We start from the raw sequence: 14333 nt of genomic DNA on the forward strand, positions 1-14333 counted from the left end.
TCTCACAAGCCGTAGTCCCGGAACTGCGCCGGGGTAATCCCTTCGGATTCCTTGAACATTTTCGTAAAATGACGGATATCGGTATAGCCGAGCTGGCCGGCGATTTCGTAAATTTTGAGCGGCGTCTCCTTGAGCAGACGTTTCGCTGTCTCGATGCGGGATTGAAGGACGTATTTGCTGAACGTTTCGCCCATTTCTTCGCGGAAAATCTTGCTGAAGTACGAGTGATTCAAGTACAGGTGCGCGGCGACGTCGTTCATCGTCACGATCTTGCCGCGGTTGGCTTCGATATATTGGAGCGCGCGCTCGACGATCCACTTGCGGTTACGAACCGGGCGGTCGCCCGGCATCGCGCGGGACAGGTTTTCAAGCAGGACGTTCTCGAACGCATCCGCCGTGGCCGGCGGCAGCTTGAGCGGCTCGGACGCGGCGGGTTCCCCGCATTGCGAGCGGCGATGCAGCGCGTCGCATTTCTGGTTGACGTTCTGGAAGAGCAGCTTGAGTCCCCGCCGGATCGTCAAGGGCAAATGGCTTGCCCGGCTGGCGCGAATATGCTCGCCCAGCTCCCGGACGAGCTGCTCGATCAGCTTGGCGTCGGCCATCCTCAGCGCGGAGGCGAATCGTCCGTCCCAGCCGGCCGGACCGCAGTACGGCAGATCCGTCTGCATGGCGGAGGCGAGCGATTCGGCTCCGCGCAGGCTGCCTCCGCCTTCGTAGAACCAATGCGCGGCGGCGTGCAGCGCTTCCTCGAGCATGACCGAGAGCCGGCCGATGTCCGCCTCCCTGGAATAGCCGACGCTGATGCGCAAGCCGAGCATCCGTCCGACTTCCTCGATCAGACCGGGAAGCTCGCCCGCGACGCCGGGCTGCCCGCCGCCGGCCGAACCGTTATCGGTATGCAGCATCGCCACGTCCGCTTCGCCCGACGTCTTCCCGTTGTGGATCGGGAACGCGACGGCCGGGCCGAACCGGCTCCCGGTCTCCTCGAGCATGTTGCACAGCGCGTACAGCATAAGGGCGCGATCCCGGTCGTTCTCCGCCTTGTCCCCCCAATCGACGATTTTCGCGACGAACGTGCGGATCCGGCCCGGCTCCAGCTCGACCTGGAGCGCTTTCATCTGCTCCGTCAGCCAGCCCGGCGAATACGGCGCTTCGGTCAGCAGCATATCGAACAAGCGCTGCCTGGCAAGGAACAGCGTCTCGCGCGCCGACCGCGCGAGCCGGTTCATTTCGGACTCCGCCTGCCGTTTCTGTTTCAGTTCCTGCACGCAGCGGCGAATGACGCTCAACATGTTCTGCTCGTGAATCGGCTTCAGCACGTAATCGAACGCGCCGTTCTTCAAGGCGGTCCGGGCGTATTCGAAATCGCTGTAGCCGCTCATGATAATCACTTCCGACGACATCTTCTGCTCTCGCAGGCTCTTCAGAAACGTAATCCCATCCATGCCGGGCATGACAATATCCGTGATGACGATATCCGGGGAATGGCTCTCCATGAACCGCATGGCCTCTTCGCCGTCCGCCGCTTCTCCCGACAGCCGGATGCCTTCATTCGCCCAGTCGATCGTCTCGCAAAGCCCTCTCCGAATCCATTGCTCGTCCTCCACAACCAATAAAGAAAACATAGTTTCACCCTTTCTTTGAATTCGTTTTCATAAAGTTGCCAAACAGGCTGCTTCAATGACCAGAAGAAGGATGGCCCAGAGCTGGCCGAAGCAAGAAACAAGGTTAAATTCGGTGATGCAGAAGCCCTCTACAGCGTTCTGTCCAGATCAGCGAAGTGATGTACAGAGTTACCCATTAATGTAGCACATGCCCCCTTTACCGCGCATCTAAATTTATGTTAAGCCCTTAACCTATACTTCAATATTACGCCACCGCACGCGGTGACGCACATCGCTCCGGCCGATTCCGATATCCGCCCAACGCAAAAACGCCCCGGTCAAGGTCACGAATGACCCTGCTCGAGGCGTTCCGGCGTGCATCGCGTTTATTTGAAATACTTCTCCAAGTGACGGGCGGCAGTCTCGATGCCTTGCTTCTCCGCTTCCAGGGAGCCCCAGAAACGGTGATCTTCCAGCTCGATGCTGACTGCGCCTTGGTAGCCGAGCCGCTCGAGACGGACGGCAACCTTGCCCCAGTCCACTTCGCCGTGACCCGGGATCGTATAGCGCCAGGAGCCTTCGGAGAAGCCGTATTTCGCGCCGAAGGTCGCTTCCAGCACGCCGCACTCGTACAGCTCGTCATGCAGAATTTCGGTGTCCTTGCCGTGAACGTGGTTGATCCGTTCGCCGAATTCGCCGAGCGCGCGGATGTAATCGATGCCCAGGCGAACCATGTGGGACGGGTCGTAGTTCAAGCCGAAATGCCGCGAAGGAATCGCGTTGAACATCGCTCTCCACATCTCCGGCGTGCAGCCGAGCGTCGGATAGTGCGGCGCGGGTCCCGGCCAGCCTTCGATGGCGATGTAGACGCCTTGTTGTTCCGCATGCTTGACGACTTCCGGGAACGAATCCTTGAAGAGCTCGAAGCCTTCCTTGCGCGGCAGCGTATGATCTTCAGGCACGAGGCACATGAACAGCACGCGGCCGCCCAGCGCCGCGATATCCGAAATTTCCTTCTTCGCCGATTCCACCGCGTTCGCGCGGCGCGCATCGTCCCGGCTCAGCAGTTGTCCCGTGTAATGCGCGTCGATGGTACCGAACCCTAAGCCTTCCGCTTCGCAAGCCGCCTTCCATTCCGGCGTCAGACGCGGCAAATCCAGGACGTCAAGACCGGCCTGCTTGGCCAGCTTTGCCGTGAATTCCATCCCTTCCGCCCCGATTTTGGGCGGGATCCGCATACCCAGTTTGACATTAATCATACCGTTTATTCCTCCTCGGATGAGATCATGTAATCGCTTCAAAACCGATTATATACCAGCTCGCCCGGAAAGATAGTCTTTGGCGGAATCTTGCAGGTTTTGGAAGCGCTTGAGGCGGCTAGTGCGGGGTGCAATCTGACCCTCGATCTTAGTTGGCCCGTTGGTAGTCATTGAATTCACGTATCCGCTACGGGATGCGGCATTTCACGAAAGACGGAATTTCCCATGGCTAGGAATTTCAATACTACGCATCCGCACGGGATGCGACGACCGGTAGCTTCACTGGCGGCCGGGGCGGCTGATTTCAATCCACGCATCCGCACGGGATGCGACGATGCGCTGATGCCCATGCGTTCTGCGTCCCGTAATTTCAATCCACGCATCCGCACGGGATGCGACCGGTATCATTGCCATATTCACCGTTTAACGATGTATTTCAATCCACGCATCCGCACGGGATGCGACTTTGGATGCATGGAACTTTAATACGAATGCGGTATTTCAATCCACGCATCCGCACGGGATGCGACGTCGACGGCCGCGTTATTGACTGTCTTCGTAAGATTTCAATCCACGCATCCGCACGGGATGCGACATCAAAATGAGCCCGTCGAAGTTCATCACACACAAATTTCAATCCACGCATCCGCACGGGATGCGACCCAACTCATACCCATTCCCCCTAATGGATCGGAATTTCAATCCACGCATCCGCACGGGATGCGACGAAAAACGGACAAGACGATGCGGTCGCTGCGGTCATTTCAATCCACGCATCCGCACGGGATGCGACGGTATCCTCGGCCAGATCTTCGGCATTCGAATCGGATTTCAATCCACGCATCCGCACGGGATGCGACTCAACGGGACGTTGATCGACGGACTCTCCGATGGTATTTCAATCCACGCATCCGCACGGGATGCGACGGCGAAGTTGAACAACCAGACATGATGTTACTCGAAATTTCAATCCACGCATCCGCACGGGATGCGACGACATTTCCGTTATGCTTAAAAAAGGTTCGGGCGATTTCAATCCACGCATCCGCACGGGATGCGACAATGACGATAATGCGCGAAATTGCAACAATGATCATTTCAATCCACGCATCCGCACGGGATGCGACTGTTGCCTGGCACAAATGTATCTCTGATCGTCGAATTTCAATCCACGCATCCGCACGGGATGCGACTCAGACAGGGATCGTCGGAAACAGATACGCAGGCATTTCAATCCACGCATCCGCACGGGATGCGACGAGCAAGGCATCTGTCAATCTTCCAAACTATGTTATTTCAATCCACGCATCCGCACGGGATGCGACATGAAAGGGATTGATGGATAATGGTCGATGTGCCATTTCAATCCACGCATCCGCACGGGATGCGACGGAACGCATTCCAGCAACGGCAGCGACTTTGTTACAATTTCAATCCACGCATCCGCACGGGATGCGACTAAAGGCGAAGATTAAGCGTAACCTATCGGACGATTTCAATCCACGCATCCGCACGGGATGCGACTTGGGAGAAAGATTTATTACGAAATCGGCACAGGATTTCAATCCACGCATCCGCACGGGATGCGACTTCGCCAGAAACAGGTTTGGCAATGGCAACGATATTTCAATCCACGCATCCGCACGGGATGCGACGGTGAGTGTGCTGATGGACACCGGCAAGGTGACGGAATTTCAATCCACGCATCCGCACGGGATGCGACCCGTTGTCCTGGAGCGTTTTCGACAATAGTTCTTATTTCAATCCACGCATCCGCACGGGATGCGACGATGGCGCTTATGTCGTGTATGTCAGCGATACCGAAATTTCAATCCACGCATCCGCACGGGATGCGACAAGCAACGAAAAGAAATCCTGATGGATTACGACGATTTCAATCCACGCATCCGCACGGGATGCGACGTTTATTGCGGCTTCCCGCGACGATCTCCCTTCATATATTTCAATCCACGCATCCGCACGGGATGCGACGTCGTTCGTTAACCCAAATCAGTATGGCTCGACGATTTCAATCCACGCATCCGCACGGGATGCGACACAAATTTACGCAAATGGATTGGCTGGAGTATCTGATTTCAATCCACGCATCCGCACGGGATGCGACGATTAAATGCGATCATTGTGGCGGAGATGTCGTTACATTTCAATCCACGCATCCGCACGGGATGCGACGTCGCGGAAGCGCGGAAACGGCTCAAGGAAAACGATTTCAATCCACGCATCCGCACGGGATGCGACGCAGGCGTTCCTACACTGCCGCAGCCAACAGCAATTTCAATCCACGCATCCGCACGGGATGCGACGCATAGAAGTAGTGCAGCCGATCAGGAGTGTTGAATTTCAATCCACGCATCCGCACGGGATGCGACTCGACGGAATGGACTGTAGGCGATGGCGTATATATTTCAATCCACGCATCCGCACGGGATGCGACATCGGCGCTATCAACGGAATCGGCGTGCGGTAAAATTTCAATCCACGCATCCGCACGGGATGCGACTTGAAGTCAGTCGGATGAACATTCGCTGAATACGATTTCAATCCACGCATCCGCACGGGATGCGACATGTACGTGGAGCCGTGAGGCGAATCTGGTGCTTATTTCAATCCACGCATCCGCACGGGATGCGACGAAACCGAACGCTTCAACAACGACATGCTAAATATTTCAATCCACGCATCCGCACGGGATGCGACTCCGAAAGCAACAGCCGGAATGGAAGTATATTTCGATTTCAATCCACGCATCCGCACGGGATGCGACAGCGATTTTCAACCAAAATCGATTGTTTCAAACAATATTTTGGTTGAAAGTTTCATTATATTAAAGAAATAATTAGTTTTCAGTTCGAATATCACTTTTTAACTGATAACCTGCTAGTTTCTTGGTGCGAATCTCCCTGTAAATCCATGTGAGCTTCACATTCGCACCTCGTTTCGCACTATAGAATCAATGGTCCTTCTAAATCAATCGAAGCTTTCGCTCCTACATGCTCCACTTTGTTTTTGTAATTGTTGCCCAACTGGTAGAACCGTAGACTATCCTGATGAACGTCAATAACTTCAAGTAATTTCAACTTCAATTGTGCTAACTGTGCTGCATCGACTACGCATTCGAAAACCGAATTTTGTACGCGCTGACCAACATTCTGGCATATTTTAGATACCTGGCGAAGTCTTCGCTGTCCGGTATTGCTAGTTGTATTCACATCATAAGTAACCAATACTAGCAGGATATTCACCTACTTCCACAGGAATGGTGGATATTCATCCAAATCATTACGCAAGTATCTGGCCAATAATAAAGCCTGTGCATGCATGACCAGCCCCCATGAAATATTCTCCGACAGATATGGGTGGCTAATCTTCTCTTGTTTCTTCGCTTGCCATGCAGTCAAAAATTTTTTTCTTGCCTCGTCCTTCATAAGGACGGCACCATTTTCTTTAGTCAGAAAATCGTCTTTATTAACCACCCGTTTATTAATGAGCGACAACACAAACCGATCTGCATATACACCGCGCAGCTCTTCCATCATATCCAATGCCAAGGAGGCCCGTCCTGGCCGATCACGGTGAAGAAATCCGACATAGGCGTCCAAACCGACACCTTCAAGTGCTGCCGCCACATCATTGGCTAGCAGCGAATAAGCGAAGGAAAGCATGGCATTTACGTTATCGAGCGGTGGTCTCCGAGAGCGGGAATGAAAATAGAAATCTTCTTTTTGCTGCAGGATCATCGCATCCAACAGCTTGTTGTAACATACAGCTGCCAGGCCTTCCAATCCTCGCAACCGTTGTAGATTGTCACACTCCCGCACCTCCTTGATGAAGCCGGATAGTTGCTGTGAAACGGTCTTAAAATGCGACACGTCAATCCGCATCGGGTAATCACGCGTCATCCTTTCAATCATCCATTTATGATTATAAATTTTCCCGATAATAAAGTTTCGTGCTATTAACGCCGATTGCAGCTCATCTTCCGATAACGCGTATTGTCTCTTTCGAAGTACGACATTACCTCTGCTCTCACCAATCACTCTGGCAAGAAATCGGCCATTTGCCGTATAGAACGAAATGGAGATATTGCGCTCTGCGCAATATCCCATTAGTGCCGGACTGGCTCCCGTGTATCCGAAGGAAATAATCGATTCCAAATTGTGTAATGGCAGCCTGCCTAATTTCTCCTCGTCTTTCAGCAGAACGATATTATCACCATCCAGCGATAAATACACGTCAGACTGTGTAATAAATAACGTATTAAGCAGTTTTTTCATTCCTTGATTTTCCCTTCAACATAACTTTTCACAGATCGCTTGGTCATCATCTCTGGCATGCAAATATGAAGAAGAGAGCAGCTTTGACAGAAAGAACCGGGCGTTACTCGAGGCGTATATCTTCGTTTATAGTAATCTTGCATCTGAGCCACAACGAGTCTGACTTTATGCTTGATCGCTTCAGTAAGTTCCACTTCGATACGATGCTTAATTTCGTTATAGAAGATAAATCCGGAATCTACATTGCAAAGTGTCATTTCTTCAAGGCAAATCGCTTGCGCAGCTAATTGCAAAATATCCTCTTCATTCCGCTTCGGTTTTCCTCGCTTATACTCCACTGGGTAAGGTATGTACCTTCCATCAGCCCCATGAACCTCAACTCCGCTTTCGTTCCGAACAAACTCGACCACATCGCATACGCCCGTTAATTGAAGACGCTCTGACTTTACGGGCATCGCACGAACGACAAGCCGATCACCGCGTTTCTCTCTTGTAAACGGTTGATCGACTTTCCGATGAAGATGTTCACCTTCGATCGTCCTCACGTTCTCCGCCCATTGCTGTTCGATATGAATCAATGCCCATTGTCGCTTGCAGAACTGATAATGTTGAATCCCTGACAACAATAAAAAGTCTTCGTCATCCTTATCTGCCATCCAATTGCTCAACCTTCAATCCCTCTAAAGGCAACACAGTAAACTGGTAGTCGGTGTAGGCCTTCGGTTCCTCGACAAGCTTCTCTACCAACAACGAACGATGTACTTTCGCGGTAGAATATTGTCCCATCTTCGAGTGGTGCTCCCACCAAAATACCTTGTGAACCTCAAGACTTCCTTCCGGTCTGGCAGATGAAGCATCATTTTCGAACAACGTAATTAGAGCCTGTTTGATCTTGTCGGCGTCTTCATTCGTAAATCCTGTTTTCTCCGCCAATTGCGTATTGATGCTGCCATAGAACATGTAAACCCCGGAATCCACCCGATGCTTCATCCCCATCGTATCCGAGCCTCTCGACGCCCCCGCCTCGGAGTTGACGCTCTTCGTGATCTGCATGCTCGTGATATCGATTGGATCAATACTTGTCGCAGTATGAATGGATACCGGCCCCCTTACACCTACCGAAACTCCTCCGCCTGTGCTCTTATCCGCCTTAAAAGCAAACACTTGTCCAAAGCTGCGAACGTCCATCCACTCTCGGCAGGCGACGTTAGCAAATTCTTCGCTTGAAACGTTCTTCGATTTCAATAGCTTCTCAAGCTCGGCATTCGCATCTGCTCGCTCTCTCAAGCTGTTGAATGCATCCGATTTACGATCATTCGACTGAACGAAGATTGATTCTCCCATGTCTTGCAGCCGGTTGCGAATCTTCCGTTTCAGGGCCACATCCGAGATCTCGCCATGTCCGTCATAGTTCTGCCTAGGCCGGTTGCCATTCAATGGGTCTCCGTTCGGGTTAGCCTTAGTTACCGAAAGTATTACCGCAAAATCAATCTTCTTGGATAATGTAGCCATGTCGATCTCCCCTTTTTTAATTCGACGCGTCGTCCGCGTTGTGAATTTTGGACTGATAAAGTTCATGCCGCTGACTGTAGAATCCAAGCAAGTACAAATCCGATAAGGGCTTATTAGTAAAAGCTTCAATCGGCATTCGCGAACCGATTTCATCAATCAATTTCGATAGGTATATCCCTTTCGGCCCGAGTCTAGCTTGGTATGGCCGCAAGCTATCTTGGATCGTACGCCAGGTTCTGGCCGGATGCTTGGCATACGCACTCATGTAGCGGAGCGCGTTACTTTCCCGCTCTTCACTGCCAAGCGCCCTTCTTTCCAACACATCGGCGACGGCTAACAATCGGCCAAATAGATAATCGCGGTCGTTGTTACCTGCATCTAGTGACAATTCGAGTCCCCTCCTTCTGTTAATTAAAGCGCAAGTAATGCTGAGCGTCTTCTCCCATTCCCAACGTTCCATCGCTACCGGATTGGATGCTCGCTGCACGGCGCCAGCTACAATATCCGGAGGAATCTTGCGTTCATCGATAATACATGGGAGCATACGCTCCATCAAACCTTTGACGATCTTGTCGCCGGCTCGGGGTCCGTATGCGGCATAGGCGATATCCTTCGTTGCAGGCGCACCATAAAATTGCGTATAGTTTCCATCCTCATTCTTACGATATCGATGCAGCCAAGCACAAGTAGAATGCCACTTCACGAGGCGATTGAGATAAACTTCCTTATCCATGTTCCGATAATATAGAACAGCCATACGTCCAGTTGTCGCAGAATCCAGGATTAGTATGTTCACGTTTGCCTTCGACGGGGAATGCAACCGATTCCTGTACCCGGCAAACGCTTTTGCCACCTCGCCGGCGAACTCCCGATTGGTGGACACCTTCTTCTCTTTAACAGCCACTGTGATAGGCGAAATCGAAAACATATCTTCGGTAACCCCAGGAATATCCGGTTCCTCGTTACCCCATACCAGAAAGACACGCTGATCCATTTGCATACCCTGGCGATTAATGAGCCACTTCAATGCATTGTGAGCCTTCTGAGATACTTCATAGCTGATCGATGCCGCTTCCAGGCTTGTCCGGAATCGCCCCCGGAAAGTAAAGCCGCTGTTGTCATTAGCCGAGATCAACTTCGCCTTATCCGCCGCATTTCTGATTTTGTTCGCATGCTTGTCCGTAGACGGGAGTCGCTTCCCGGAGACATAGCAAAGCTCTTCGTCGCCCAGTTTACCGCTATAAAATTGGATGAAAGAATCATACATCTCTTTATCCTTCCAGACATCTGTTAGCAGCTTGTCGGCAGAATAGACATTGAATCTTACGAAAGCGCTTCCAGGATCGCCGGGAACAAGCGCGTATAAGGGCGGCTTTGCCCCGTGCAATGCCTCGGCCACTGCATCCCATTTATCGAAGATACGGCGGTCAGCATCCGCGAATAACACTCGCGCCATCACCAGATCCCGAATGAGGCTACCCTTGCTCAAATACCCGTAAATGCTCTTTACTTTCGCCACCGCAAAAGGTGAATCAGCCCATTCCCTCAATTGATTGATGTAATAGGGGAATAGTTCTTCCTTTTTCACTTCCCCTCCATAGGCGGTGTAATCTCCCGCCACATAACTCAATTTATCATGGAGCGGATAAGGGGCGATTTTGGAACCGGCGCGGTTCGCGGCATCTTCGGTGCAAGGGATTAATGTGCTCATATCGTCCTTGTCAACGACACGTGCCGAGTGAAACTCGCCCTCTTCGGTGATCAGCACTTCAATGTGCGCATTTTGCGTCGTATGGGAGACTGGCAGCAACGTGTACTCTTGATCGTTATGTTTCTTCTCGATCTTGCCAATATGGCTGGAATTCGACTCATAGGTTTCGTATAAGTTCAGCAGCCAACTCATGGATTCCCCCCCTCTTCCAATTGTGCAAGCAAGTCATCCGCCGATTCGATCTGCAATGGATCGAAATGTTTCGCCACCATTTCGGCAATGACACGTACCTGCGTACATTGTTCTGGTCTAATAAATTGAATGCAACCGTCTTTCATGACCGGATTCCATAACCTTGCTTCAAGTTGGTTTCTGCCGGTCTCATCCGGGTAACTCAGACCATGCACCATCGAGCCCAGGTGGATAGCTCCGTAGCTATCATAAAATCCTTCACCTTCTCCGAAGACGCAGGGTTCCACATATGCCTGACATTCCCGAGCGCCAAGGAAAATATCTCTGCGCCCTCCTATCTTGAGCGACCGGCGCAGAACATTATGATGTTTGTGCTCATTGCGGTCATACGCCATGTCCGGCCGGTTCATATTAAACTCGAAATGAGCGCGGACTTGGTAGCGAACATCTCGTAAATACGTATAGTTCGCCAAGGTATTGCCACCGCCATACTCCATTGGACGTATGCCTTTGGATTCCATGCGTATCGCATTCATAACGCGCACCTCATCGACATAAATCGTCAAAGTCGGCTTCCAGTAGATAGCCTCCACGATTCCCTTCAAAGCTTGATAGGTCGGTACCTGGTACGATAACTTCTCTCCACCAAGTTTAGTCAAAGGGTCCGTGAATAGGGCGTAATTTCCATAAACTTCAAATTCGATTGCATTCCTCATTAACTCTCCTCCTCCCCGCGAATGGATTAATTGGTAATTTTATACTATACCAAATATAACCAATTGTCTATATAATAAAATATATGAATTTCTCTTTGATTTCTCACTCGTCATGCTATAATTATATGTCGCTCACATGGCGTGGATTGAAAAATATAGTTTATGATATTAGAGCCTATCCCTCATTGATAGGCTCTAATTGTTGTCAAAACATGCTCAGCCTGTACCCGCTATCATTGTCGAGATCCAGTCCGTACTCATCGTTGTATGCATTTTCCTTCACCACCAGCACCTTGCCGTCCATCAGGCTAACTAATCCGCCATTCTTCGATAGTTTATCTTCTTCATGGGGGAATAGCTGGATCGTATACTGCTGTGCTTCACGCAACGATCTAGTCAATTCATCAATCGATTCACCGCCGTTCAAGCGAGCGATCACGTCCCTCCCTTTATCCCCATAAGGGACAATAACAGAAGTCGTTCGATCCTCGATAACCCGAAAATGCTCAGCAGCGGACCTATAACTGTTCAATATAAATAAAGGTAGAGACTTTCGATTCTCAAGCACATACTCCTGATTATAAGGATTGCTTTCCCTATCGGCCGTCAGCAACTCCATCATGTCCTTCCGTAATTTCGGAATAAAATAATTCAGACTCGACTCGAATTTCGAATAGAACGCTTTGAAATACCTTTCCATCGCCTGAACGGATAGTACACTGCCGCCATGATGCCTCCGATCCTGATTTAAATCGACTAGAATTGCCTTCGCGACGCCTTTTCCGGCCTTAATCTCTGCCAGATGGTCCAGACTTTCCTCCTCATGATCAATCACGTACACGTGTCGAATTTCCGAACCGCCATGCCGGTTGCATCTCCCGGCGGCTTGCGCGATAGAGTCAAGACCAGCCAGCGAGCGAATCACGCAATCGAAGCTAATATCCACTCCCGCCTCGATTAGTTGAGTGCTGATACAGATCATCTTCTCTTTGTTCAGACCGCCTCTTACTTGGTCCAGGATGTCCTTCCGATGCGCTGCGCACATAGATGTACTTAGGTGGTAGATGGGGATCTCGCTCCCAATTGATTGACTTAGTTGATGATAAAGCTTCTTAACGACTGTCTTCGTATTCAGAATAACGAGTACACTCTGGACCTCGTTGATCTTCTCCACAATGAAATCAGCAAGCTTGTCAGTGCCGAATGTTTCGTTCGTAGCGCGATCGACGACTTCAACCCGTTTAAATGCATCTACGACTCGCTCCAAGTCTGGGATGATCTCGGCATCTATGTGCTTATCCAGCCTATGTTGGACGAAATCCAAAGCGGGCTGGGTTGCAGTGCAAAGAATGAGCGAAGAGCTGCCGTATGACTTCAGAAAATTAAGCGACTGATTAAATAACGAGATGCAAGAAACAGGGACTTTCTGCACTTCATCAAACACAATAACCGACTGGCATAGATTGTGAAGCCTACGGATATTTCTGCTTCCCTTGGCATAAAACACGTTCAGAAACTGCACCAAGGTGGTTAACACAACCGGGGCATCCCAATTATCCTTGGCAAGCTTTAGCTTCTGCTGCATAGTGGTCATGCCGTCCTCATGCTCGTCGTCATCGTTCGCATCTTGAATAACGTTCGTATGATGCTCCAGAATGTTTGGGTCGTCCTTCAAAATCTTGCGAATCTCCTGCGCATTCTGTTCGATAATCGTCGTGTAGGGAACGATGAAAATGACATGCTTCTTCCCATGCTCGACGGCATGCTTGAGCGCATACCGCAAACTAGCCAATGTTTTGCCTCCGCCGGTTGGAATTGATAACGTATAAATGCCGGAAGGCCTCTCTGCAAACTGACCGCACCTATCCGACATTTCTCTTCTTAACCTGTTTATTCGCGCCTTTGCGAATTCTTCCGTTTGATCGGGGAAAGAATCGATTTTCCCCATCAGCTTTGCATAGTAGGACTGGAACAATACCTTGCGATCTGACTCCTCTTCCATAGTTTTATCTTCTTCAAAGAGCCTTGTGTTCGTCCGATCTGCGTCAATTAATGCACTAAATATAAATTTGGTTAAATACATCAACTTACCCTCGACATTAATAGCCGAAGGTTTCAATAGAAAAGCTTCCAATTCACGACAGGCCTCGGCCACATAATGCCGAAATGCCTCTTCGTTTAAAACGTGTTCAAAGAAACATTGTTTGGCTTGCTCAAACTCCTTCAGATGTTTCTGACTGGTACGCTCCAGGTAAGGCGATCTCAACTCTGCATTTAAAAAATCATGCAAGTACGAATGGTGCGATATAATTGCGTTTCCGACTACTTCCGCTATCATCCACTCGTATCTTGAAGGCGTGCCTTGATGGAATAATTCGAATAACAACTTACCGCCGGCTGTTGAATGGTCGACGCTTCCACGCTTCGGCGATGACCCCGGATCGTGAACAGCAGCCCAAATGTATTCCCTGAACTCGATGGTATACTTGCCCATGTCGTGCAACATGCCAGCAAGACCCGCAATATGTTTGACACCCATTTTCTTGCCGAATTGTTCTGCTATACATTTAACGCCAAGCAGGTGTTCTTCTACAGTCTGAATTTGTTTATCCCGTTCACGAATGTGGGCGATATAGTTCATTTTCAGACACTCCCATCTCAAATTGAATGAGTGATGCTAATCATGTTCGTAATGAATGCTCATACACTCGGCTTTCTGCCCATCTGTTCTAGCAACGTTATATCCATATCCGCATAGGATGCGACTAGTAACGGTGATTCATCTGGCTGTCGATGTCGAGATTTTCTATGCACGCATTCGTGTAGGATGCGACCTCTGGCGTCACATCTATTGATCGCCCTGTATACATTTAAATCCACGCATCCGTGATAGGATGCGACTGGCATGTCACGTCATATGGGTATGGTCAGACGATTTCAATCCACGCATCCGCGTAGGATGCGGCGGTGTCCCGGTACGCTTCTGACGCGTTCTTCAAATTTCAATCCACGCATCCGCGTAGGATGCGACTTTGCGATTGGAT

At 50.3% G+C, this 14333-nt stretch carries 9 protein-coding genes and 2 CRISPR repeat arrays (1 of these 11 cut by a window edge); all 9 genes read right to left on the bottom strand.

The window, feature by feature from the left end; translation table 11 throughout:
- Positions 1-2 precede the first annotated feature (2 nt).
- The 9 genes from GXP70_RS26885 to cas3 all read right to left on the bottom strand — a co-directional run bounded on the left by GXP70_RS26885 (position 3) and on the right by cas3 (position 13930).
- Positions 3-1625, bottom strand: a complete 1623-nt coding sequence (locus GXP70_RS26885; protein WP_162359653.1) for a response regulator — start codon at positions 1623-1625, stop codon at positions 3-5.
- 365 nt (positions 1626-1990) lie between these two features.
- Positions 1991-2863, bottom strand: a complete 873-nt coding sequence (locus GXP70_RS26890) for a sugar phosphate isomerase/epimerase family protein (RefSeq protein ID WP_225442571.1) — start codon at positions 2861-2863, stop codon at positions 1991-1993.
- Positions 2864-3099: 236 nt separating this feature from the next.
- Positions 3100-5648: direct repeats of the CRISPR family, unit length 32 nt; unit sequence ATTTCAATCCACGCATCCGCACGGGATGCGAC.
- A 178-nt stretch (positions 5649-5826) separates the two neighbouring features.
- Positions 5827-6117, bottom strand: coding sequence for a CRISPR-associated endonuclease Cas2 (gene cas2 / locus GXP70_RS26900; RefSeq protein WP_162360702.1), 291 nt, complete (start codon positions 6115-6117; stop codon positions 5827-5829).
- A 9-nt stretch (positions 6118-6126) separates the two neighbouring features.
- Positions 6127-7158, bottom strand: a complete 1032-nt coding sequence (gene cas1c, locus GXP70_RS26905) for a type I-C CRISPR-associated endonuclease Cas1c (protein WP_162359654.1) — start codon at positions 7156-7158, stop codon at positions 6127-6129.
- A complete protein-coding gene (gene cas4, locus GXP70_RS26910) occupies positions 7155-7814 on the bottom strand; it encodes a CRISPR-associated protein Cas4 (protein WP_162359655.1) in 660 nt (219 codons plus the stop codon). The genes cas1c and cas4 overlap by 4 nt, the downstream gene beginning before the upstream one ends.
- Entirely contained in the window at positions 7804-8670 is an 867-nt protein-coding gene (gene cas7c / locus GXP70_RS26915; protein ID WP_162359656.1) for a type I-C CRISPR-associated protein Cas7/Csd2, read from the bottom strand. The genes cas4 and cas7c overlap by 11 nt, the downstream gene beginning before the upstream one ends.
- A gap of 16 nt (positions 8671-8686) precedes the next feature.
- Complete coding sequence (gene cas8c / locus GXP70_RS26920; protein WP_162359657.1) at positions 8687-10573, bottom strand: type I-C CRISPR-associated protein Cas8c/Csd1; 1887 nt, start codon at positions 10571-10573, stop codon at positions 8687-8689.
- Positions 10570-11289, bottom strand: a complete 720-nt coding sequence (cas5c, locus tag GXP70_RS26925) for a type I-C CRISPR-associated protein Cas5c (protein ID WP_162359658.1) — start codon at positions 11287-11289, stop codon at positions 10570-10572. The genes cas8c and cas5c overlap by 4 nt, the downstream gene beginning before the upstream one ends.
- 205 nt (positions 11290-11494) lie before the next feature.
- Entirely contained in the window at positions 11495-13930 is a 2436-nt protein-coding gene (cas3, locus tag GXP70_RS26930; RefSeq protein ID WP_162359659.1) for a CRISPR-associated helicase Cas3', read from the bottom strand.
- 293 nt (positions 13931-14223) lie between these two features.
- Positions 14224-14333: direct repeats of the CRISPR family, unit length 32 nt; unit sequence ATTTCAATCCACGCATCCGCGTAGGATGCGAC; it runs 2305 nt beyond the window's last position.

It is taken from the genome of Paenibacillus lycopersici (assembly GCF_010119935.1).
In the GTDB taxonomy this organism is placed as follows: Bacteria; Bacillota; Bacilli; order Paenibacillales; family Paenibacillaceae; genus Paenibacillus_Z; species Paenibacillus_Z lycopersici.